Consider the following 22,131-nt stretch of genomic DNA (forward strand, 5'->3'; position numbering starts at 1 on the left):
CCTTCGGGGTGAGGCGTGTGTGTGGAACATGGGACCCAAGTGTGTAGTAGTCAAGTGATGGGGTGACGCAGGAAGGTAGTCGAACCGTAGCGATGGTTGTCTACGGGTAAGCGTGTAGGGCTGTGTGTAGGCAAATCCGCACACTGTGTGCCTGAGACGTGATACGGACCCGTTTGGGGAAGTCGATGATCCTATGCTGTCGAGAAAAACCTCTAGCGAGTCATGAGCCGCCCGTACCCCAAACCGACTCAGGTGATCAGGTAGAGAATACCGAGGCGATCGAGCGAACCATGGTTAAGGAACTCGGCAAAATGCCCCCGTAACTTCGGGAGAAGGGGGGCCCGGATCGTGAACCCACTAGCTGGGGGAAGCGTGAAGGGCCGCAGAGACCAGGCCCAAGCGACTGTTTACTAAAAACACAGGTCCGTGCGAAGTTGTAAGACGATGTATACGGACTGACTCCTGCCCGGTGCTGGAAGGTTAAGAGGACGGGTTAGCCTCACGGCGAAGCTCAGAATTTAAGCCCCAGTAAACGGCGGTGGTAACTATAACCATCCTAAGGTAGCGAAATTCCTTGTCGGGTAAGTTCCGACCTGCACGAATGGAGTAACGACTTGGGCGCTGTCTCAACCGTGGACTCGGCGAAATTGCACTACGAGTAAAGATGCTCGTTACGCGCGGCAGGACGGAAAGACCCCGGGACCTTTACTATAGTTTGGTATTGGTGTTTGGTTCGGCTTGTGTAGGATAGGTGGGAGACTGTGAAGCGCACACGCCAGTGTGTGTGGAGTCATCGTTGAAATACCACTCTGGTCGTACTAGATGTCTAACTTCGGACCATGATCTGGTTCAGGGACAGTGCCTGATGGGTAGTTTAACTGGGGCGGTTGCCTCCTAAAGTGTAACGGAGGCGCTCAAAGGTTCCCTCAGCCTGGTTGGCAATCAGGTGGCGAGTGTAAGTGCACAAGGGAGCTTGACTGTGAGACAGACATGTCGAGCAGGGACGAAAGTCGGAACTAGTGATCTGGCCACGGCATGTGGAAGCGTGGTCACTCAACGGATAAAAGGTACCCCGGGGATAACAGGCTGATCTTCCCCAAGAGTCCATATCGACGGGATGGTTTGGCACCTCGATGTCGGCTCGTCGCATCCTGGGGCTGGAGTAGGTCCCAAGGGTTGGGCTGTTCGCCCATTAAAGCGGCACGCGAGCTGGGTTTAGAACGTCGTGAGACAGTTCGGTCCCTATCCGCCGCGCGCGTAGGAAACTTGAGAAAGGCTGTCCCTAGTACGAGAGGACCGGGATGGACGAACCTCTGGTGTGCCAGTTGTACCGCCAGGTGCATGGCTGGTTGGCTACGTTCGGAAGTGATAACCGCTGAACGCATCTAAGCGGGAAGCACGTTTCAAGATGAGGTTTCCCACCCTTTATGGGTTAAGGCCCCCTACAGACTATGGGGTTGATAGGCCGGAGGTGTACAGCAGTGATGCCCAGCCGACCGGTACTAATAGGCCGAGGGCTTATCTTTCATAAACCCTCAACAAAAACAACAACCATCGAAGACTGATTCTTTGATGAGACTGTTCGCGTCCACACCAACTAGCAACACATGCTAGAACTGAACAATGGCTTGGCCACCCCAAGCAACTCTGCCTGGCAGCGAAAGCGCCAGCAGATGAATGCGGGGGTGAGTCGATAGAGTTACGGCGGCCATAGCGAAGGGGAAATACCCGGTCCCATCCCGAACCCGGAAGTCAAGCCCTTCAGCGCCGATGGTACTGCAACCGAGAGGCTGTGGGAGAGTAGGACGCCGCCGGACAAAATTTCAGGTAGAGGCCGCCCTTTGGGGCGGCCTCTACTGCTTTTACTGGCACTGAGTTTGTCAACGCGATGGTCCTCGGATCGTTCGAAGTCGGCTGCGGGAAGCAGCAGTGAGGAAGGCAGCTATGGCTGACGAGCGCCGTAGCAACAGAGGCGGTAAGCCCGCCGGACGCCCCGGGCGTCCGAAGAGCTCGAATTCATCGACCGGTGGCCGTGGCGGCCGATCGGGTGACGGCAAGCCGGGCGCTGGTCGACCGAGCGGCGGTCGGCCTGGCGCTGGACGGAGCAGCGATCGCCGTGATGGCGCCGCTGGCGGTCGCGGAGGCGACCAGCGTCGTGACGGTGGCCGCGGAGGCGACGAGCGCCGCGACGGCAAGCCGTCGACCGGACGCAGCGGCCCCCGCGCCGGCGGCCGCTCTGACGGCCCGAAGCGCTCGGACGGCCCGAAGCGTGGCGGCAGCAGCGACCGCAAGGGTGGCTACTCCAAGGACCGTGGCGGCAAGCCCGGTGGCAAGCCGCAGCGCCGCTTCGACGAGCCGCGTGAGGAGCGCACGGCGGATCAGCGGATCTACGACGGTCCGGAACTGCCGGAGGAGGTCACTGGCAAGGAGCTGGACCGCGCGATCTCGGCTCAGCTGCGAGGCCTGCCCGAGAAGCTGGCGGCGCGGATCGCCCGCCACCTGGTTGCTGCCGACATGTTCATCGACTCCGACCCCGAGCTCGCCTACCAGCACGCCAAGGCGGCGAAGTCGCGTACGCAGCGGATCGCTGTGATCCGCGAGGCGCTGGGCGAGGCTGCGTACGCTGCCGGCCACTACTCCGAGGCGCTCGCCGAGCTGCGTGCGGCGAAGCGGATGAACGGCGCGACGGCGTACCTGCCGATCATGGCGGACTGCCACCGCGCGCTCGGCCAGCCCGAGCAGGCGATCAAGCTCGCGCACAGCCCGTCTGTGGCGAACTTCGAGGCGCCGGCGAAGGCCGAGATGACGATCGTCGAGGCCGGCGCTCGCCGGGACATGGGCCAGTTCGACGCCGCCCTGCGGATCCTCGAGCAGTCGCCGCTCAACAACAAGAGCCGTGAGGCCTGGGTCGTGCGGCTGCGCTACGCGTACGCAGACACGCTCCAGGACGCCGGTCGGGACAAGGACGCGCTGACCTGGTTCCACCGCACCTACGCGATCGACTCCGACGAGATCACCGACGCCGCGGCGCGCGCCGAGACCCTCGAGAAGACGGTCGAGAGGGACTGAGGTCCGTCTCAAACGCGCAATCAGTGGCGATCGGCAGCTATGCCGGTCGCCACTGGCCGTTTTGCTCCGATACTGGAGATCCTGGGCGCGGTAGGTAAGAATAGATGTACAACTACATCAGTGTGATCACCGAAATGTTCCTTCACGCATGATCGAGCCCGCTGGGGAAGGCGTAGCTCGCGCCGCAACGAAGGAGATAATCGGTGACCACTCAGATCAAGGACCCGAGCGCCTCGCGTGGCATCGCACGAGGCGTTGTGTTCGTGCATTCGGCTCCCTCCGCGCTCTGCCCTCACATCGAATGGGCCGTCGCGGGGGTGCTGGGCGCGCCGGTGAACTTCGACTGGACGGCACAGCCCGCCCAGGCCGGCACCTACCGAGCCGAGCTCTTCTGGTCGGGTGCGGTCGGTTCCGCGGCGGCGATCGCGTCGGCGCTGAAGGGATGGACGCACCTGCGCTTCGAGGTCACCGAGGACGGTACGTCGACCTCCGAGGGTGCGCGCTACTCCTTCACGCCCGACCTCGGCGTCTTCCACGCCGTCACCGGGATGCACGGCGACATCATGATCCCCGAGGACCGGCTCAAGGCCGCAGTGGTCAAGGCCGCCCTCGGTGACACCACGCTCGAGCTCGAGGTCGACAAGCTCCTCGGCAAGCCGTGGGACGACGAGCTGGAGACGTTCCGTCACGCGGGGGAGGGCGCGCCCGTACGCTGGCTGCACCAGGTCGTCTGAGCGACCGTCGTCGGCCGCAGAGCACGGCCACGAAAACGCCGAGTCGGCGCGTCATGACGCGCCGACTCGGCGTTGTTTTCGGTCAGGACGCGCCGACTCGACTTGGTTCGGGTCAGAGCGGGATGTTGCCGTGAGCACCGCGGCGTACGCCGACGGTCTGGATCGCTTCCTCGAAGGCGGCTGCGATCGCGCTGCGGGTCGCCGACGGCTCGATGACCTCGTCCACGACACCGATCTCGACAGCCTTGTCGACACCGCCGGCGAGACGCTCGTGCTCGGCCGCGAGCTCCGCCTCGACCTGGGCACGGAGGTCGGGCGCGACCTCGGCGAGCTTACGGCGGTGCAGGATGCGGATCGCGGCGACCGGGCCCATGACCGCGACCTCTGCGCCCGGCCAGGCGAAGACCTTGGTCGCACCGAGGGATCGGGCGTTCATGGCGATGTAGGCGCCACCGTAGGTCTTGCGGGTCACCAGGGTGACCCGAGGGACCACGCACTCCCCGAAGGCGTGCAGGAGCTTGGCTCCGCGGCGTACGACCCCGTCCCACTCCTGGCCGACGCCCGGTAGGTAGCCGGGGACGTCGACGACGACGATCAGGGGGACGCCGAGGGCGTCACAGAGGCGTACGAACCGGGATGCCTTCTCCGCGGAGAGGGAGTCGAGGCAGCCGCCGAGCCGCAGCGGGTTGTTGGCGACGACGCCGACGGTGCGGCCGCCGAAGCGACCGAGCGCGGTGACGATGTTGGGAGCCCAGCGAGCGTGCAGCTCCTGTGCGGTGCCCTCGTCGAGGATGTTCTCGACCAGCGGATGCACGTCGTAGGCGCGCTTCTTCGACTCGGGCAGCTGCTCGGAGAGGTCCTTGTCCTCGACCGCGGCGACGTCGAGGCCACCCTGGGAGCCGAGGAGAGCGGTGACCGTGCGGGCCTTGTCGAGCGCCTCGCGCTCGGACTCGGTGAGGATGTGCACGACGCCGGATCGGCGGCCGTGCGGCTCGGGACCACCGAGGCGGAGCATGTCGACGTCCTCACCGGTGACGGAGCGTACGACGTCCGGACCGGTCACGAAGATGCGACCCTCGGGGCCGAGGATGACGACATCGGTGAGGGCGGGACCGTAGGCAGCGCCGCCGGCGGCCGGGCCGAGGACGACCGAGATCTGCGGGATCTTGCCGCTGGCCTGCGTCATCGCGTGGAAGATGCGGCCGACCGCGTGCAGGGAGAGTACGCCCTCGGCCAGCCGAGCGCCGCCGGAGTGCCACAGGCCGATGATCGGGATGCCGTCGGTCATCGCGCGGTGGTAGGCGTCGACGACCACGCGGCAGCCGAGGTCGCCCATCGCGCCGCCCATGACGGTGGCGTCCGAGCAGAAGGCGACCGCCCGGGTGCCGTCCACCTCGCCGACGGCGGCCAGCATGCCGGAGTCGTCGTCGGGGGAGATGAGCTGGACGGTGCCCTCGTCGAAGAGCGCCCTGAGCCGGGTCAGCGGGTTTCGGGGGTCCTGGTCGCGAGGAAGCTTCTGCTGCTTCCTCGCGGCAACAGCCGCGGGGGCTGTGATGGTCATCAGATGCTTCCGTAGACGACCGCTACGTTCGCGCCACCGAAACCGAAGGAGTTGTTGAGGGCCGCGATGTCGCCGACCGGCAGGTCGCGTGCCTTGGTGGCGATGTCGAGCTCGACCGCGGGGTCGAGGTTGTCGAGGTTGATCGTCGGCGGCGACTGGCGGTGGTGGATCGCCAGGACGGTCGCGACGGTCTCGAGGGCGCCGGCACCACCGAGCAGGTGGCCGGTCATCGACTTGGTCGAGGTGACCACGACGTTCTCGACCTGCTTGCCGAGGGTGGCGTGGAGCATCAGGCCCTCGGCGATGTCGCCCTGGGGGGTCGAGGTCGCGTGGGCGTTGACGTGGACGATGGTGTTCGGGTCGATGTCGCCGTCCTCGAGCGCGCGCTTGATGGCTCGGCTGCCGCCGCGACCCTCGGGGTCGGGCTGGGCGATGTCGTGGGCGTCGGCGGTCACGCCGGCGCCGAGGACCTCGGCGTAGATCCGGGCGCCGCGCGCCTGGGCGTGCTCGAGCGTCTCGAGCACGACGATGCCGGCGCCTTCACCGAGGACGAAGCCGTCGCGGGCGGTGTCCCAGGGGCGGCTGACCGCGGTCGGGTCGCCACCATCGGGGCCGGAGGCGGTCTTGGACAGTGCCATCATGTTGGCGAACGCGGCCATCGGCAGCGGGTGGATCGCTGCCTCGGTGCCACCGGCGAGGACGACGTCGGCGCGGCCCAGACGGATCTGGTCGGCGGCCAGGGCGATCGCCTCGGAGCCGGAGGCACAGGCGGAGATCGGGGTCTGAGCCGCGGCGCGGGCGCCGTAGATCAACGAGATGTTGGCTGCGGAGGCGTTGGCCATCAGCATCGGGACGGCCAGCGGGCTGACCCGACGCGGCCCCTTGGCCAGAAGCGTGTCGTAGTTGTCGAGCAGGGTGGTGACGCCGCCGATGCCGGTGGCGACAGCGACACCGAGGCGCTCGCCGTCGAGGCCGGCCTCGGTGGCCGTACCCTCGAAGCCGGCGTCCTTCCAGGCCTCGGCCGCGGCGACCACGGCGAACTGCGCGGAGCGGTCCAGGCGTCGCGCCTTGACCCTCTCCAGGACCTCGGACGGCTCGACGGCGACACGGCCGGCGATGCGTACGGGAAGGTCCTGGGCCCACTCCTCGGTGAGCTCGCGGATGCCGGAGCGGCCGGCGATCAAGGCATCCCAGGTGGTGGCTACATCTCCGCCTACCGGGTTGGTGGTGCCCAGTCCAGTGACGACGACTCGGGTGCGGCTGCTCATGTGGTCTCCGTGTGAGGTGTTGGCGCGTTGGGTCAGGTGAAGCAGATCCGGCGGCTCGGCCTGGGAGGGTTGGCCGAGCCGCCGGGGCGCGTCAGGCGTTCGCGGAAGCCTTCTCGATGAAGCTCACCGCGTCGCCAACGGTCTTGAGGTTCTTGACCTGCTCGTCGGGGATGGATACGCCGAACTTCTCCTCGGCAGCGACGACGACCTCGACCATGGACAGCGAGTCGACGTCGAGGTCATCGACGAAGGACTTGTCGAGCTGAACGTCGGCGACATCGATGCCGGCGACCTCGTTGACGATCTCGGCGAGGTCGGAGCGGATCTCTTCGGTGGTGGCCATATGTGGTGCTTCCTCTCGGATTTGTGTGGTGAAACTCTGGGTGGTGCGAGACTACGGAACGACGACGACCTGGGCTGCGTAGACCAGTCCGGCACCGAACGCGATGAGCAGGGCGGTGTCGCCCGACTCAGCCTGACCCTCCTCGATCATCCGCTCAAGAGCAAGCGGGACCGAGGCGGCCGACGTGTTGCCCATGGTGGCGATGTCGCGGGCGATCTTGACCGACTCCGGAAGCTTCATGGAGCGGGCCAGGGCGTCGACGATGCGCATGTTGGCCTGGTGCGGGACGAAGCAGTCGAGCTCGTCGGCGGTGATGCCGGCCTTCTCGAGCGCCTCCTGACCGACCTTGGCCATGGCGTAGGAGGCCCAGCGGAAGACGGGGTTGCCCTCCATCGTCAGCCAGGGAGTCTCCTTCGCCTCGATCGCGTCGAACCAGTCGGGGGTCTGGATGTGGTCGGCCTTGTCGCCCGAGGAACCCCAGACGACCGGGCCGATCCCGGGCTCGTCGCTCGGGCCGACGACCGCGGCGCCGGCGCCGTCGGCGAAGATGAAGGCGGTGCCACGATCGTGCGGGTTGGTGATGTCGGAGAGGCGCTCGACACCGATCACGAGTACGTTGCGGGCGCTGCCGCCGCGGATGAAGTCGCTCGCCATCGCGATGCCGTGACAGAAGCCGGCACAGGCCGCCGAGATGTCGAAGGCGGCCGGGTGGTCGGCACCGAGCTCGTCGGCGATCAGCGCGGCTACTGCGGGCGTCTGACGCATGTGGCTGACGGTGGCGACGATGACGCAGTCGATCTGGTCGATGCCGATCTTGGCGTGCTCGAGCGCCTTGCGGGAGGCGGTGACCGACATCATCTGTACGGTCTCCTCCTCACCCGCCCAGCGACGCTCGGTGATGCCGGAACGGGTGCGGATCCACTCGTCGGAGGAGTCGATCAGATCGACGATCTCGCTGTTGGGGACCACCCGGGTGGGGCGATAGCCGCCTACGCCGAGGATGCGGGCGTGCGGGGAACCTGTCGGGGCAGAGATCACGAGTGCTGGACTCCTGTCGGGTGCAGCCGGAGCAGCGGCTGACCGGGGGATACGAGGTCGCCGTCCTCGACGAGCCATTCGATGACCTCGCCGCCGTGGGCGGACGTGATCGCGATCGTGTCGCGGAGACTGGCGATGGCGCCGATCTCGGCGCCTGCCGGAATCACGTCGACCCCGGACACGGTCTCGGAGAGCTTGAAGGTGCCCTTGGACGGGGAGACGACCATGCGCCAGGTCGGCGTGGTCTCGATCGGGTTGGCCTCTCCGTGCTTCTCGACGAACGCGCGGGCGTCGTCGAGCTGGTCGGGAGTCTTCAGGGCGAAGGTCTCGACGCCCTTGAGGGCGCGCTTGGCGATCCCGGTCAGGGTGCCGGCCGGCGGCATCTCCAGGATGCCGGTCACGCCGATGTCGGACATGGTGTCGAGGCAGAGGTCCCAGCGCACCGGGTTGGCGATCTGGCCGACGATCCGGTCCAGCGCCTTGGCGCCGTCGTGGACGATCTGGCCGTCCTTGTTGCTGATCAGGCGCGTACGCGGGTCGTGGGTCGAGACGCTCTGGGCCAGCCGGCGGAGGTGGCCGACGGCGGGCTCCATGTGCTTGGTGTGGAAGGCGCCGGCGACGCTGAGCGGCATCAGCCGGGCCTTGGCGGGAGGATCGGCGGCGAAGGCCTCGAGCTGCTCGAGGGTGCCCGCGGCGACGATCTGGCCGGGGCCGTTGTCGTTGGCGGGGGTGAGACCGTGCTTCTCGATCGCCGCCAGCACCTCCTCGCGTACGCCGCCGAGGACCGCGGTCATGCCGGTCGGCGTCTTCGCGGCGGCCTCGGCCATGGCCTTGCCCCGCTCGCGGACGAGCACCATCGCCTGCTCGGCGCTGATCGCCCGTGCGCCCGCGGCGGCGGTGATCTCACCGACGCTGTGGCCGGCGACCGCTCCGATCTTGCCGAAGGCGTCCGCGGGCTGCGGGAAGAGCTCGAGCGCCGCAACCAGGCCGGTGGCGACCAGCAGCGGCTGGGCGATCTCGGTGGCGCGGATGGTCTCTGCGTCGGCATTGGTGCCGTAGTCGATCAGGTCGATGCCTGCGACGGTTGAGAGCCACTCCATACGAGCGGCGAAAGCGGGGTCCTCCAGCCACGGGGTGAGGAATCCTGGTGTCTGAGCACCTTGTCCTGGGGCGACAATGACGAGCACGCAAGAATAGTCCCGTCTGGAGGGGTGTCGGTTCACCTTCAGCGGCAACGAATATCCCTCCCGCAATCTTGTAGGGGTTCTACAACTTGCGTCCCTGCCAGCGCTAATGGTCCTGTTGCCGGCCGAGAATCAGGGCGACCTGCAGGGCGAGAGCGTCGCGCGAGTCGGTCGGGAGGAACCCGGTGAGCTCCGCGACCTGCTTGAGCCGGTAGCGCACGGTGTTGGGGTGCACGAACAGTGTGCGCCCGGTGGCCTCGAGGCCGCCTCCGGCGGCGAAGTACGCCGCCAACGTCTCGATCAGGGTGCTGCGGGCCTCCACCAGCGGCCGGTAGAGATTCTCGATCAGGTACCGGTGGGCCCACGCGTCGCCGGCCAGGGCACGCTCGGGCAGGAACGACTGGCTGCGTGCGGGGCGAGGCGCATCGGGCCAGCCGGGCGCGGCCCGGTAGGCGGAGAGCGCGGCCCGGGCGGACTCGGCGGCGGTCGCGAGCCCGGCCGCCATCGGTCCGACGACGACGGGCCCGTCGGCGAAGAGGTCGGCGATGCGCTCCGCGGCCTCCAGCGGGTCCTCGATGCCACCGAGCAGGGCGACGAGGCGGTCACCCTGGACCGCGCACAGGGTGTGCAGGTCGTGGGCGCGAGCGCGGCGGCGTACCTCCTCCATGGCGGCGTCGAGGCGGACGCCGTCGGGAGCGTGGCCCAGCACCGCGCACAGCGGCAGGTCGGCGTCCCAGCCGAGCGCGCTGGCCCGGGAGAGGACGACCTCGTCGGTCTCGGCACGCAGGACCGCGTCGACCACGAGCGCCTCGAGCCGGGCGTCCCAGGCGCCGCGCTGCTCGGCGGCGCGGGCGTAGACCTCGGCGGTGGCGAAGGCGACCTCGCGGGCGTAGCGGCCGATCGCCTCGTGGACGTCGGCGGCGTCCTCGGGCCCGAGCAGGTGGTCGATGTTGGCCTCGACCACCTCGATGGAGAGGCGTACGAGGTCCACGGTCTGCTGGAGCGTGATGATGCCGGTCAGCGCACGGGGAGCGACGCCGAACATCGACGCGGCCAGGTCGGGCTTGGCGGTGTCGGCGGAGGCGCCGCCGCCGTACCAGCCGACGAACTCCTTGATGCCCGCCTGCACGATCAGGCCGACGAGGGAGCGGTTCTTCGCGGACAGGTCCTTGAACCACGGCATCGCGTCGTCCATGCGCGAGGTGGCGGCCGTCGCCAGCCGGCCGGTCGCGCGCCGCAGCGCCTGCGCGGTGCGCCGGCGGGTAGGAGGAATTACTGCGGTCACGTTGTCCATTCTTGCGCTTAGTACATCTGATGACATGCCGAGTCGGCGCATCCGACCCCTCTGGCTCGCTTCGCTTCGCCAGACACGGGGTCAGATGCGCCGACTCGGCGCCACGAGTTCAGGCGTCTCCGCCCTCCTGCATGATGCCCTTCGTCGCCGTCGGGTCGTCGATGCGGTAGGTGTCGAAGGCCTTCTTCACCAACGCGGCGTCGATCTCGCCGGCCTCGGCCAGAGCCTGGAGGGCCTGGACGACGACGGACTGGGCGTCGATCTGGAAGAAGCGACGCGCCGCCGGGCGGGTGTCGGCGAAGCCGAACCCGTCGGCACCCAGGACGCGGTAGTCGTCGGGCACCCAGCGGGCGATCTGCAGCGGGACGGCCCGCATGTAGTCGGAGACCGCGACGACGGGTCCGTTGGACGCCGAGAGCTTCTCGGTGACGTAGGGCGTGCGCGGGGTCTCACCGGGGTGGTTGAGGCTCCACTGCTCGGCCTCGATGGCGTCGCGAGCGAGCTCGTTCCACGAGGTGACCGACCAGGTGTCGGCCTTGACGCCCCAGTCCTCCTCGAGGATGCGGGCAGCCTCCTCGACCCACGGGAACCCGACGCCGGAGGCGAGCAGGCGGACCTTGGGCCCGTCTCCCTCGGCGGTCGAGACCTGGTGGATGCCCTTCAGGATCCCCTCGAGGTCGACGTTGTCGGGCTCCTTGGGCTGGCTGACCGGCTCGTTGTAGACGGTCAGGTAGAAGATGACGTCCTCGCCGTTCGGGTGCTGCTCGGTCGAGCCGTACATCCGCTCGAGGCCGCTCTGCATGATGTGCGAGACCTCGTAGGCGAACGCGGGGTCGTAGTGCACGACCGCCGGGTTCGTCGCCGCCAGCAGCGGCGAGTGACCGTCGGCGTGCTGGAGACCCTCACCGGTCAGCGTGGTGCGACCGGCGGTGGCGCCGACCAGGAAGCCGCGGCCCATCATGTCGGCCATCGCCCAGATCGAGTCGCCGGTGCGCTGGAACCCGAACATCGAGTAGAAGATGTAGAACGGGATCATCGGCTCGCCGTGGGTGGCGTACGCCGTGCCGGCAGCGGTCGCCGAAGCCAGCGCCCCCGCCTCGGAGATGCCCTCGTGCAGGAGCTGGCCCTGCGCGGACTCCTTGTAGGAGAGCAACAACTTCCGGTCGACGCTCTCGTACTGCTGGCCGCCGGGGTTGTAGACCTTCGCGCTCGGGAACATCGCGTCCATGCCGAAGGTGCGGTACTCGTCGGGTGCGATCGGCACGATGCGCTTGCCGATCTCCGGGTCACGCATCCAGTCCTTGAGGAGCCGGACGGTGGCCATCGTGGAGGCGATCTTGTTCTTGCCGGAACCCTGCTTGAGCTCGGCGTAGACCTTCTCGCCGGGCAGGGTGAGCGGCTTGAACTCGACCCGGCGCTGGGGGAGCGGACCGCCGAGCTGCTTGCGGCGCTCCATCATGTATTCGATCTCGGCCGACTCGGGACCCGGGTTGAAGAACGGCGCTGCGCCGGTCTGCTCGTAGGTCGCCTCGAGCTCCTTGTCGGAGATCGGCAGGAGCAGACGGTCGCGGAACTTCTTGAGGTCCGCCATGGTCAGCTTCTTCATCTGGTGGGTGGCGTTCTTGCCCTCCAGCGCGTCGATCGTCCAGCCCTTGATGGTGTGGGCCAGGATGACGGTCGGCTGCCCGACGGTCTTGGTGGCCGCGTCGAAGGCCGCGTAGACCTTGCGGTAGTCGTGACCACCGCGGGGAAGCTTGCGGATCTGCTCGTCGCTCATCTGCTCGACCATCTTGCGCAGGCGCGGGTCGGAGCCGAAGAAGTTCTCCCGGACGTACGCACCGGTCTCGACCGAGTAGGTCTGGAACTGGCCGTCGGGGGTCGAGTTCATCTTGTTGACCAGGGCGCCGTCGACGTCCTTGGCGAGCAGCTGGTCCCACTCGCGGCCCCAGATGACCTTGATGACGTTCCAGCCGGCGCCGCGGAAGTTGGACTCCAGCTCCTGGATGACCTTGCCGTTGCCGGTCACCGGGCCGTCGAGCTGCTGCAGGTTGCAGTTGATCACCCAGACCAGGTTGTCGAGCTCCTCGCGGGCGGCGACCCGGATGGCGCCGAGCGACTCGGGCTCACCCATCTCGCCGTCGCCGAGGAAGGCCCACACGCGCTGGTCGGAGGTGTCCTTGATGCCGCGGTTCTGCAGGTAGCGGTTGAACCGCGCCTGGTAGATCGAGTTGATCCCGGTCAGGCCCATCGAGACCGTCGGGAACTCCCAGAAGTCGGGCATCAGGCGCGGGTGCGGGTAGGAGGAGATGCCCTGGCCGACCCCGTGCTGCACCTCCTGGCGGAAGCGGAAGAGCTGCTCTTCCTTGAGCCGGCCCTCGAGGAAGGCACGCGCGTAGATGCCGGGGGAGGCGTGGCCCTGGATGAAGACCTGGTCGCCGCCACCGGGGTGGTCCTTGCCGCGGAAGAAGTGGTTGAAGCCGACCTCGTAGAGGCTCGCGGAGGACTGGTAGGTGGCGATGTGGCCGCCCACCTCCAGGCCCTTGCGGTTGGCGGAGGAGACCATGACGGCGGCGTTCCACCGGATGAAGGCCCGGATGCGTCGCTCGATGTCCTCATCGCCCGGGAACCACGGCTCGCGGTCGGAAGGGATGGTGTTGATGTAGTCGGTGCTGCGCAGTGCGGGGACGCCGACGGACTTCTCTCGGGCTCGCTCCAGCAGACGCAGCATCATGTAGCGGGCTCGCTCGCGTCCGCTCGACTCGAGCATCGCGTCGAACGAGCCGAGCCACTCACTGGTCTCTTCGGGATCGATGTCCGGAAGCTGGGTCGGTAGACCCTCGTGGATTACGGTCGGCTGGGCGGGGGTCGGGCCCTGCGGACCACCAGTCGTCTCGGTGGATTGTTCGGTCACATCCTCAATGGTCGCACGCGGTCGAGAGCGGACGCCCACCCGCGGTGGGTTACTGGACAGTAGGCGGTTTCTGCTGGTCAACCCCGGAAAAATCGTTCGTACGCCGAGTTGCTAATCTGCCGCCGTGACTAGCCTGGATCGTGACAATGCCGTTGCCGACGTCTTGGTGGTAGGTGAGGCACTGGTCGACGTGGTCACGACCGCTGATGGCGTTACCCGGGACCACCCCGGCGGGAGCGGCGCCAACGTCGCCGTGGCGCTCGGCCGGCTCGGCCGACCGGTGCGGTATGCGGCCTCGTTCGCCGATGATGCTCGGGGTCGCTCCTTGGCTGCTCATCTGGCTGATTCGGGTGTGGTGATGGCATGCGACCCGCACGTGCTGGCCCGCACCTCGACCGCGCAGGCCACCATCACGGCCGACGGGTCGGCGACCTACGTCTTCGACCTGGAGTGGAAGCTCGGCGAGATCGCGGTGGGGACGCCGCGGTTCGTCCACATCGGATCGCTCGCGCCGGTGCTCTCACCGGGCGCCGAGACGGTCTTCGAGCTGCTCGACGGGCTCCCCGACTCCGTCCGGGTCCTCTACGACATCAACATGCGGCCGACGCTGACCGGAACCGGCCAGGAGGTCGTCGCGCGGATCGAGCGGGCGGCGGCGTACGCCGATGTGGTCAAGGCGAGCGACGAGGACCTGGAGACGCTCTACCCCGGGATCGGGCTCGACAAGACGGCCGCGCGGCTGCTCGAGCTCGGTGCCGGTGCGGTCGCGGTGACCCGCGGCGGCGACGGCGCCAGCTGGATCACCGCGTCCGAGCGGATCGACGTCGAGGCCGAGAAGGTGACCGTCGTCGACACCATCGGCGCCGGCGACACCTTCTCCGCGGGTCTCGTCGACGCGCTCTGGGACGACTTCGAGCGCGACCGTCGCGAGGTGCTCGCCCACGGCGTCCGGGCGGCGGCGGTCACCGTCTCGCGTGCCGGTGCCAACCCGCCGACCCGTGCCGAGCTGAACGGCTAGGCCACCTCTTCGAGGCCGGCCCGGAGCGCTGCTCGGGCTCGATGCAGGCGCGACTTCATCGCCGGCAGGCTCAGCCCCAGGTGCCGCGCGACCGATCTGCCGCTGTAGCCGTGTACGTCGCGCAACAGCAGCACCTGCCGTTGGTCGGCCGGAAGCCTCGCGATGGCTGCGGAGACCTGGCGAGCCTCGATCTCCGCCAAGGCGGCCTCCTCCGCCGACGAGCTCGCTCGAAGGGGCAGATCGGTCACCTCGGCGAGGACGTGTCTCCTGCTGATGGTCCAGCGACGAACGCATTCGTTGCGCACGATGGTGAACATCCATGACGCCAACGCTCCGGTCGCTCGCAGCGTCCCGATCTTGCGATAGAGGATGACCAGCGCCTCCTGCGTGGCATCCTCTGCGTCCTGCTCGCTCATGCACAGCGTCGTGGCGAACCGCCGCACGTGTGGGTGGGCCCCTTCGATGAGCACCGAGATCGAGGCCACGTCGCCGGCCTGCGCCGACCGGATGACGTCCGTGTCTGGCCACGGGCGGCGCGTCTGCTGCTTCGGCATGATCACCCCGCGCGTTGAGGCAGCGCGTCGAGCGCGGCGAGTACGTCGCGGTGACGGTAGCCGCCGGTGGGCATCGCGACGATGTCGGCGTACGTGACCCGGCCGGCTGCGTCCATGACGATGGTTCCGGACTGCATCATCGAGCCGAGCAGGCGGCGGGCGAGGCCGAGGTCACCGTGGAGGCCGGGGACGACAGGGAACGGGATCTGCCGCCGGTCCGCCCACGCCTGGGCCGTGGTGGCTTCCTCGGGGACGGCGATCAGGACCCGTACGCCCCGGTCGCGGAAGTCCGTGGCGTTGGACGTGAGGGTTCGTACGTGGGCGTTGCACATCATGCAGGTGGTGGCTCGCATGAAGTAGACGAGCGTGCCCCTGAGGCCCTCCCCGAGGAGATCGGCCGCCGTGCCGTCGCTCAGCCGCACGGAGGTGTCCTCGATCGTGCTTCCTACCTCGGTCACGTGTGTTCCTCTCTGTTCTGCCCGCGGCGCGGGCTATCGCAGACAGGAGTGGTCCAGCGGGCAAAAGGATTCACCTCGGCCGCGGCCGATGATCAGGTGGTCTCGAGCGCGAGCCGCTCGGCGAGCGTACGTCCCAGCCAGGCCGCGGAGCGGATGGCGCTGCCGCAGTTGGCGACGAGGACGCCTGGGCTGGGCTCGTCGACCACCAGCGTCTTCTGTGCGGTGTCGACACCCCAGAGGATGTCGTCGACGCGGGCGTCGCGGAGCCAGGGGAGCGTCGTGGCGAGCCCGCTGTCGAGGATCTCCTTCCAGTGGTCGACGGGGCCTGAGGTGTCCTCGTCCTCGACGATGTCCTCCTGCCCGACGACGACGCGCAGCCGGCCGTCGATGAGCTTCACGAAGACGTAGCCGAAGCCGTCGCCGATCGGCACGATCGTGTGAGGCAGCTGCTCCCGTTCGGGCGGAACCGGGAGGTCGAGCACGAACAGCTGGCGCTTCTCGGCCTCCGCGCTGACCTGCGGGAACACCGAGGCGTTCGCCGCGCCCATCGCGCCCAGGACCCGGCGGGCACGGATCGCGCCGCGCGAGGTCTCGACCACATGACCGCTCCCGTCAGGGCGTACGCCGGTGACGAGCGCGTCGACCAACGTCGCTCCCGCTTCCTGCGCCTGGTCGCGGAGCATGCCGACGAGCCCGGTCGCGGAGACGTTGAGCGCGGGGATGTGCTCTCCGGTGTGCAGCAGGTGGTAGGTGTTCTCGATCATGTCCAGCTCCGCGCCGTCCGCGGCGCCGCGGATGAACTGCTCGGTCTGGGTCGTCATCTCCCGCTTGACCGGGTCGGGCCACGTCCACCGGATGCTGCCGCCCGCATAGCGGTAGGTCGCGACATGGGCGGGGTCGTCGGCGGGGTCGTGGTCGATGAGGACCACCCGCAGGCCGGGCCGGGCCAGGAAGATGGCCGTCGCGGCGCCGATCGGGCCTGCTCCGCAGATCGCCACGTCGGCCTCTGCGAGATGTTCAGCGGTCAGGTCGGCGGGCAGATCAGTCAACGAAGTCCTTCCGGGTGGTACATCAGGCCGGTACGCGAATATGCGTCCAGAAGGCTATCGGCTGGCGTCCGTTCCTGGCTGAGCAACTGGTCCAGACAGGCGAGGTGGCCGACTTCGTGCCGCATGCCAGCACGTTCGGTGAGCGCCCGGCGGGCCGCGGTGAGCACCTCACGGGCACCGGCGGCGATCTCCGGGTCGGTGAACCCCGCGGTCGCGGCCCGCTGGTGGAGGTCGCGACTGGGCTTGTCGGCCAGCCCGGGAAGGTCGTCGGCGAGGCAGACGCCGAGCGTCAGTGCCGCGCCGGCGAGCAGCAGCTCTCGGGAGAGGAAGGCGTCGTAGGCCTTGAACTCGATGCGTCCCTCCTCCCGCGGGATCCGCGGCGGGTGGACCATGGTGGGCTCGACGCCGGCGGGCGGCTCGACGAAGCAGCGCGCCGCCACGCGTCGCCAGGTGCGCTCGTAGGTGCGCTTGCTGGGGCCGCGCCACGCCCGGCCGGCGTGGAAGGGCGAGCTGAAGCTGAACGGCACCATGAAGGGGCTGTAGTGGGTCAGCCGGCGGGTCACCTCGACGACCTGCTCCGCAGAGAACCAGGGAAAGGAGAGGTTGATGTCGGGGCCGTAGCTCAGGTTGGAGACCTCGGCGTGGTCGTACTCACGATGCTCGGCCCGCATCGTCCGCTCCCACTCGTTGAGCGGCGGGTCGAGGACGTACGCCTCCCGGACCGGGTTGAAGCCGACGATGCCCAGCTGCAGGCCGATGGAGGCGAGGCGCTTGGAGATGTCGTCCTGGAGATCGATCAGCCGGTCGGCGGCCTCGGTGGTGCTCGAGCAGACCGGGGTGCGGATCTCCACCCCCTTGACCAGCATCGTCGTGAAGGTGCCGTCGGCGTCGAACCGCTCGTCGCCCTCGAGGTACCAGTAGCCGCTCTTGATCCCCAGGTCACCGCGGACGAGGTCCTCGTCGGTGGTCCCGGAGCCGTCGGCAAGGGCGCGTTGGAGGGTGTCGAAGTCGAGATCCACGAAGTCGTGGAAGGTGCCCATGTCGCGAAACGTGCCCGCGCCTACGTCGGGTGACTCCGTCACCAGGGCATACTCGAACTCGAACCCGGCGGAGTAGAGCACGGCGCAACTCTAGGGCAGTGCGCGGGCCATCATCCGCATTTCTCGGAAATTAGGTTAGGCTCCCCTCATGTTTCGCGCGGTGAAGCCGGAGACAAAGCCGGAGACGAGGGTCGTGGTCACCTCGACCCGGCGTCTCAGTGCTGGGATGACCCGCGTCCACCTCCGCGCCGAGGACCTCTCCGCGTTCGAGGGCAGCGTCTGCACCGACCGGTTCGTGCGTCTGGAGATCCCGGTCGGCGACGGCTCGACCGTCTGCCGCACCTACACGGCGCTGGACCCCTCGGTCGCCGAGGGCACTCTGGCCATCGACTTCGTGCACCACGGCGACGAGGGCGTCGCCGGCCGGTGGGCCGCGACCGCCGGCCCCGGTGACGTGCTCACCGTGCGTGGACCGGGCGGGACGTACGCTCCGGACCCGGCCGCCGACTGGCACCTGCTCGTCGGCGATGAGTCCGGTCTGCCCGCGATCCGGGCGGCGCTGGCGGCGCTGCCCGCCGACGCCGTCGGCTCTGCCGTGATCGAGGTGCCCTCCGCGGAGCATCTCCAGCAGGTCGAGGCGCCGGCCGGGGTCGAGGTGCGCTGGTTGGACGCCACCATCGACCCGCCTCTGGAGGTCGTCGTCCGCGAGCTGCCCTGGCTGCTCGGCAGGGTGCACGCCTTCGTGCACGGCGAGGCCGAGGTCACGATGCAGCGGATCCGCCCCTACCTGCTGCGCGATCGCGGAGTGCCGCGCGGCGACCTGTCGATCTCCGGCTACTGGCGCCGCGGGAACAACGAGGACAGCTTCCGTACGTGGAAGCGCAGCCAGGCTGCTGACCGCGAGGTCGCACACTCAGCCCGCTGAGACGGAGCCGCGGCCGCCCGGGTGGGCGGCCGCGGCGTACTCAGTCCGCGGCCAGCGGTGTCACCGTGATCCGGTCGAGGTTCGGGGCCCACGGTGACCGAAGACCCAGCTCCGGATAGCGGTCGGAGATGTAGGTCTCACCGTTCCAGTCCGGCAGCTCCTCGGAGCGGAAGGACAGCGTGTTCTCGCCCGCCTTCAGCTCTGCGTAGAACGTCAACGTCCAGAAGCCGTTGTCGTGGAAGCTGTGCGGGAACCAGACCCGGCGGGCCTTCTCGCCGTTGACGCTGACGTCGGCGTGCCGGGCCAGTGGGTCCGGGTTGTAGTGCGAGGCGGGTGACTGCTCGCCGTTGGAGTAGCGCACCGTGATCGCGTACGTCCCGGCCCGAGGTGCCGTGGTGGTCAGCGTCAGCGTGTTGCCGTTGCCAGGGTCGCCGCCGACACCGGTGACCGCCTTGCCGCCGTCGGCGAGCGAGTAGGACGCGACCTTCGCCGAGCCGTTCAGCGCGCCGTCCTCGGCCTGGGTGGTCACCGATCTCAGCGTGCTCGCCGACGGACCGACACGGAACCGGTCGACCAGCAGCCGGCCCTGCTCCGCGGTCAGGGTGATCTTGTTGATGCCGCCGGAGAGGAACACGTCTCGCGACACCGGCCGGGTGACGACGCCGAGGTTCTGTCCGTTCAGGGCCAGCCGGATCCGCCCGGACCCGAGGGTGTCGAACCGGAGGCGGTGCTCGCCGTCGTCGGGGGAGTAGACCCAGAACGTCGCCGTCCCCCGGGCGAGGTCTGCGGCGCCGGACCCGGACACCCCGGCCTTCGAGTAGTCGGCCCGTGCTCCGTCGGTGAGCGTCGCGTCCTCACCCTCGTAGGTGCGTTGCGTGGCGGCAGGGTTCGACAAGGAGAGGTCGATCTTGTCGATGATCGCGTCTCCTCGGGTGCGTTCGGTGCCGTCGAGGCTCCGCGCCGCGATCGAGATCGTGTGCTTCCCGGCGGTCAGGTCGACCGTCGTGTCGGCGTGGTCCCACACGACCCACTTGTAGCCGAGTGGCAGATGGATCTCCTGCTCCTGCTTGCCGTCGACCGTGATGAAGGCGTTGGTCGGACCCTGGTCCTTGACCAGGCCGTAGGTGTTCAGAGAGTTCGCGAACACGCTCAGGTCGTACGTCCCGTCCTTCGGCACGTCTACGGCGAAATCGAGCTTCACGTTCGAGTCGGTGCGGATGCCGCCGACGTTGTACGAGTTCGACGTGTAGAAGCCGCCCAGGTTGGAGGGGCTGCCCTCGGGCCCGTTGCGGGAGTAGCCCGAGCCAGAGTGCGCGGCGTCCTCGGCCTCGTACGTCGCTCGCCACAGCTGCGGCGGCGCGGCCTCGGCCGTCGCGTTGGCGCCGGGCGTGACGATGATCTGGTAGGCGGACTCGGCCGAGAGGGCGGGGACGCCGTCCTTGCCGAACCAGAACCCGACACCGCCGTCACTGACCCGGAGGTTCATCTCCGCGACCTCGGCCGGGCCGCTGTTGTCGCCGAGCTGACCCGACCAGCCGATCTCCTTGACGGCGACGTGCACGCTGGACCCGAACGTCGTCGGGTCGACCCCGTCGAAGTCGACGTAGGACTCCCCGTCGGCGCCCCCGATGATCGCCTCGGCCCGTCGTCGATCGCGGTCGAGGGCCGCGACGCCCTGCAGCGTGTAGCTCTCGTTCGGGCGCGGCGGGGTGAGCTTGACCGTCTGGCCCGTCATCTGGCTGTAGGCGTTCAGCAGCCACCACTGCCCGTTGGCCTTGTTGGCCTCGACGGCGGAGTCGGACAGGTTCCCGTCGATGTTCCAGTAGGCGATGTCGCCGTCGACCTTGCTGTCCTCGAGCGCCGAGACCCACTGGATCATCTGACCCGGGACCGAGGTGTGGTAGTTGAACGCGTACTCGTTGATGTTGATCGGCAGATGCTTCCCCGCGTACGGGGTGCCCTGGTAGATCGTGTCCTCCCACCCGCGGAACCTAGCCACGTTGGTCCGGATCGAGGCCGGGTTGCTCAGCTCATGCCAGGTGATCACGTCCGGCATCGTGTCGTTGGCCAGCGCGTGCTTCATGAAGCCCTGCACCTGGTCGTAGAGGATGCTCGTGTTCGGACCGGCGATCCGGGCGTCGGGGAGCTCGCTCCTGATGAGGGCGTGGACCTCGTCCCAGGCCTTGAAGTAGTGCTGCGGGTCGTTGAGCCAGCTGACCCTGTTGTAGCTCCACTCGCCGGTGCCGAACATGTTGCCCTCGGGCTCGTTGAACGGCACGAAGACGACGTGGCTGCGGTACTTCTCCGGCAGCGCCTTGACCTGCTCGACCTGGGTCCTGATCTTGGCCTTGAAGTCGTCCAGCTTGGCCTGCGGGGTATCGCCCGGCCACTGGTAGGGGAACCCGCGGTAGATGTCGGTCATGTAGATGTAGACGTCCCCGCCGGAGCCGTCCACGAGCGGCTCGAGCACCTCGAGGGCGTCCGCGCCCGGGTGCTGCGGACCGTCCTGGGCCTTGGTCGACACCGTACGTAGGTTGATCCCGTCGATCAGGTTGCTCGAGGGAAGATCATTGCCGTAGACCCCGTAGAGCGTCCCGGACGCGCCACCCATGACGTCGCCGGTGGGCTCGGCCAGGTCGATGTCGACCTGGTTCTCGTAGCGGACGGTCACCTCGGCCGAGACCGGCCGCCCGGCGGCGGTCCCGGCCACCGTGAACCTGCCGCGGTCCGCGTACTTCGCCGGATCCACCTCCTCCCAGGTGATCGGTACGTCGCGGTCGTAGCTGTCACTGAACGTGGCCCGTACCGTGGCCGGCAGGTCCGGCTCCGTTCCGACGTCGGTGTAGACGTCGAAGGACGTCTCGGTCGGCTCGACGATCGTCGGAGGGGTGACTCCGGTGGCCTGGCCGAGCTGCTCCGGGGTGAGTGCCGCCCCGTAGACCGTCACGTCGTCGATCGAGCCGCCGAACAGATTGTCGGCGGGGAACATCGACCTGCCGAGGAACCCGCTCGTGGACGCGCCGACGACGAGATCGGAGGCGGTGATCTTCGTGCTGGTGGCCGCGACGGCTGCGCCGTCGAGGTAGGTGGTGAGCCGGTCCGACTCGGTGTCCAGGGTGACGGCGAGGGTGTGCCAGGACTTCTCCGGGAGCGGGGCGTAGCCCGAGTTGGTCGCCTCGGCGCCGGCTCCCGCCACGGCCGCCGTACGCAGCACCGACCCGTTCGACGGGGTGAGGAACAGGTAGCGACTGGTGTCCTTGCCCAGGTCGAGGATCCGCTGCCAGGAGCCGCCGCCTCCGTCCCAGCTCACCCGCGCGGTGACCGTGAGGTCGGTGCGTCCCTCGAGGACGCCCTTGGGGAGGGTGACGTAGGCGCCGTCCGACGTGGACGGCCCGCCGGGGAGGTGAAGAGCCTGGCCGCCGCCGTCTCCGGGGACGGTGTCGGCGGTGCCGCCGTTCACCAAGGTGCCGTCGAGCCCGTTGCCGGAGTCGTCGGCGACCGTCCCGCCGGCCGGGTCGTCGTCGAAGGCGTAGTGGACGACCGGATCGGGCACGGTGACCTCGGCGGCACCGGCGCGTGGGACCACGCCGGGTGCTGCCAGCGCGACGGCGGCGACCGCGGCGGCCGCGGCCGCGGTGGCCGTCCTGGGTGGTGTGGACGTGAAGGGTGATCTCATCGGTAGCTC

At 68.3% G+C, this 22,131-nt stretch carries 16 protein-coding genes and 2 rRNA genes (1 of these 18 only partly in view); 6 read left to right on the plus strand and 12 right to left on the minus strand.

The window, feature by feature from the left end; genetic code table 11:
* The 4 genes from ACW14X_RS23800 to ACW14X_RS23815 all read left to right on the plus strand — a co-directional run.
* Window positions 1-1,526 (plus strand): 23S ribosomal RNA (locus tag ACW14X_RS23800) (it extends 1,567 nt beyond the left edge of the window).
* A 174-nt stretch (window positions 1,527-1,700) separates the two neighbouring features.
* A 5S ribosomal RNA gene (gene rrf, locus ACW14X_RS23805) occupies window positions 1,701-1,817 on the plus strand.
* A 127-nt stretch (window positions 1,818-1,944) separates the two neighbouring features.
* Window positions 1,945-3,069 (plus strand): tetratricopeptide repeat protein, encoded by a 1,125-nt coding sequence (locus ACW14X_RS23810; protein WP_457163539.1) that lies wholly within the window; start codon window positions 1,945-1,947, stop codon window positions 3,067-3,069.
* A gap of 203 nt (window positions 3,070-3,272) precedes the next feature.
* Complete coding sequence (locus ACW14X_RS23815; RefSeq protein WP_160028558.1) at window positions 3,273-3,803, plus strand: DUF3145 domain-containing protein; 531 nt, start codon at window positions 3,273-3,275, stop codon at window positions 3,801-3,803.
* A gap of 112 nt (window positions 3,804-3,915) precedes the next feature.
* Here the strand turns inward: ACW14X_RS23815 and ACW14X_RS23820 are convergent, their stop codons facing one another.
* The 7 genes from ACW14X_RS23820 to aceE all read right to left on the minus strand — a co-directional run bounded on the left by ACW14X_RS23820 (window position 3,916) and on the right by aceE (window position 13,336).
* Window positions 3,916-5,364, minus strand: coding sequence for an acyl-CoA carboxylase subunit beta (locus ACW14X_RS23820; protein WP_400470331.1), 1,449 nt, complete (start codon window positions 5,362-5,364; stop codon window positions 3,916-3,918).
* The gene (locus ACW14X_RS23825; protein WP_160028562.1) at window positions 5,364-6,632 is read right to left on the minus strand and encodes a beta-ketoacyl-[acyl-carrier-protein] synthase family protein; all 1,269 of its coding nucleotides are present in this window, start codon (window positions 6,630-6,632) and stop codon (window positions 5,364-5,366) included. The genes ACW14X_RS23820 and ACW14X_RS23825 overlap by 1 nt, the downstream gene beginning before the upstream one ends.
* 91 nt (window positions 6,633-6,723) lie before the next feature.
* A complete protein-coding gene (locus tag ACW14X_RS23830; protein ID WP_091051955.1) occupies window positions 6,724-6,975 on the minus strand; it encodes an acyl carrier protein in 252 nt (83 codons plus the stop codon).
* 51 nt (window positions 6,976-7,026) lie between these two features.
* On the minus strand, window positions 7,027-8,013 hold the full coding sequence (locus ACW14X_RS23835) for a beta-ketoacyl-ACP synthase III (RefSeq protein WP_160028564.1): 987 nt from the start codon (window positions 8,011-8,013) through the stop codon (window positions 7,027-7,029).
* Entirely contained in the window at window positions 8,010-9,200 is a 1,191-nt protein-coding gene (locus tag ACW14X_RS23840) for an acyltransferase domain-containing protein (RefSeq protein WP_160028566.1), read from the minus strand. The genes ACW14X_RS23835 and ACW14X_RS23840 overlap by 4 nt, the downstream gene beginning before the upstream one ends.
* Window positions 9,201-9,303: 103 nt before the next feature.
* Window positions 9,304-10,491 (minus strand): PucR family transcriptional regulator, encoded by a 1,188-nt coding sequence (locus tag ACW14X_RS23845; RefSeq protein ID WP_160028568.1) that lies wholly within the window; start codon window positions 10,489-10,491, stop codon window positions 9,304-9,306.
* A 109-nt stretch (window positions 10,492-10,600) separates the two neighbouring features.
* Window positions 10,601-13,336, minus strand: coding sequence for a pyruvate dehydrogenase (acetyl-transferring), homodimeric type (aceE, locus tag ACW14X_RS23850; protein ID WP_457166082.1), 2,736 nt, complete (start codon window positions 13,334-13,336; stop codon window positions 10,601-10,603).
* 190 nt (window positions 13,337-13,526) lie between these two features.
* On the opposite strand from aceE, the gene ACW14X_RS23855 reads away from it, so the two are divergent.
* Window positions 13,527-14,420, plus strand: coding sequence for a carbohydrate kinase family protein (locus ACW14X_RS23855; protein WP_457163540.1), 894 nt, complete (start codon window positions 13,527-13,529; stop codon window positions 14,418-14,420).
* Here the strand turns inward: ACW14X_RS23855 and ACW14X_RS23860 are convergent.
* The 4 genes from ACW14X_RS23860 to ACW14X_RS23875 all read right to left on the minus strand — a co-directional run bounded on the left by ACW14X_RS23860 (window position 14,417) and on the right by ACW14X_RS23875 (window position 17,602).
* Complete coding sequence (locus tag ACW14X_RS23860; RefSeq protein ID WP_457163541.1) at window positions 14,417-14,974, minus strand: RNA polymerase sigma factor; 558 nt, start codon at window positions 14,972-14,974, stop codon at window positions 14,417-14,419. The genes ACW14X_RS23855 and ACW14X_RS23860 overlap by 4 nt on opposite strands.
* Window positions 14,975-14,976: 2 nt before the next feature.
* A complete protein-coding gene (locus ACW14X_RS23865; RefSeq protein WP_457163542.1) occupies window positions 14,977-15,432 on the minus strand; it encodes a peroxiredoxin family protein in 456 nt (151 codons plus the stop codon).
* A gap of 92 nt (window positions 15,433-15,524) precedes the next feature.
* Window positions 15,525-16,481, minus strand: a complete 957-nt coding sequence (locus ACW14X_RS23870; protein ID WP_457163543.1) for an NAD(P)/FAD-dependent oxidoreductase — start codon at window positions 16,479-16,481, stop codon at window positions 15,525-15,527.
* Window positions 16,478-17,602, minus strand: a complete 1,125-nt coding sequence (locus ACW14X_RS23875) for a glutamate-cysteine ligase family protein (RefSeq protein WP_457163544.1) — start codon at window positions 17,600-17,602, stop codon at window positions 16,478-16,480. Before ACW14X_RS23875 ends, ACW14X_RS23870 begins: the two co-directional genes overlap by 4 nt.
* Window positions 17,603-17,681: 79 nt before the next feature.
* On the opposite strand from ACW14X_RS23875, the gene ACW14X_RS23880 reads away from it, so the two are divergent.
* On the plus strand, window positions 17,682-18,446 hold the full coding sequence (locus tag ACW14X_RS23880) for a siderophore-interacting protein (RefSeq protein WP_457163545.1): 765 nt from the start codon (window positions 17,682-17,684) through the stop codon (window positions 18,444-18,446).
* 40 nt (window positions 18,447-18,486) lie between these two features.
* Here the strand turns inward: ACW14X_RS23880 and ACW14X_RS23885 are convergent, their stop codons facing one another.
* Window positions 18,487-22,122 (minus strand): LamG-like jellyroll fold domain-containing protein, encoded by a 3,636-nt coding sequence (locus ACW14X_RS23885; RefSeq protein WP_457163546.1) that lies wholly within the window; start codon window positions 22,120-22,122, stop codon window positions 18,487-18,489.
* Window positions 22,123-22,131 lie beyond the last annotated feature (9 nt).

It is taken from the genome of Nocardioides sp. YJ-D4 (assembly GCF_054031495.1).

Coding starts and splice junctions, on each gene's coding strand:
- ACW14X_RS23810 (WP_457163539.1), top strand. CDS start 1,945: ATGGCTGACGAGCGCCGTAGCAACAGAGGCGGTAAGCCCGCCGGACGC.
- ACW14X_RS23820 (WP_400470331.1), bottom strand. CDS start 5,364: ATGACCATCACAGCCCCCGCGGCTGTTGCCGCGAGGAAGCAGCAGAAG.
- ACW14X_RS23825 (WP_160028562.1), bottom strand. CDS start 6,632: ATGAGCAGCCGCACCCGAGTCGTCGTCACTGGACTGGGCACCACCAAC.
- ACW14X_RS23830 (WP_091051955.1), bottom strand. CDS start 6,975: ATGGCCACCACCGAAGAGATCCGCTCCGACCTCGCCGAGATCGTCAAC.
- ACW14X_RS23845 (WP_160028568.1), bottom strand. CDS start 10,491: ATGGACAACGTGACCGCAGTAATTCCTCCTACCCGCCGGCGCACCGCG.
- ACW14X_RS23860 (WP_457163541.1), bottom strand. CDS start 14,974: ATGCCGAAGCAGCAGACGCGCCGCCCGTGGCCAGACACGGACGTCATC.
- ACW14X_RS23885 (WP_457163546.1), bottom strand. CDS start 22,122: ATGAGATCACCCTTCACGTCCACACCACCCAGGACGGCCACCGCGGCC.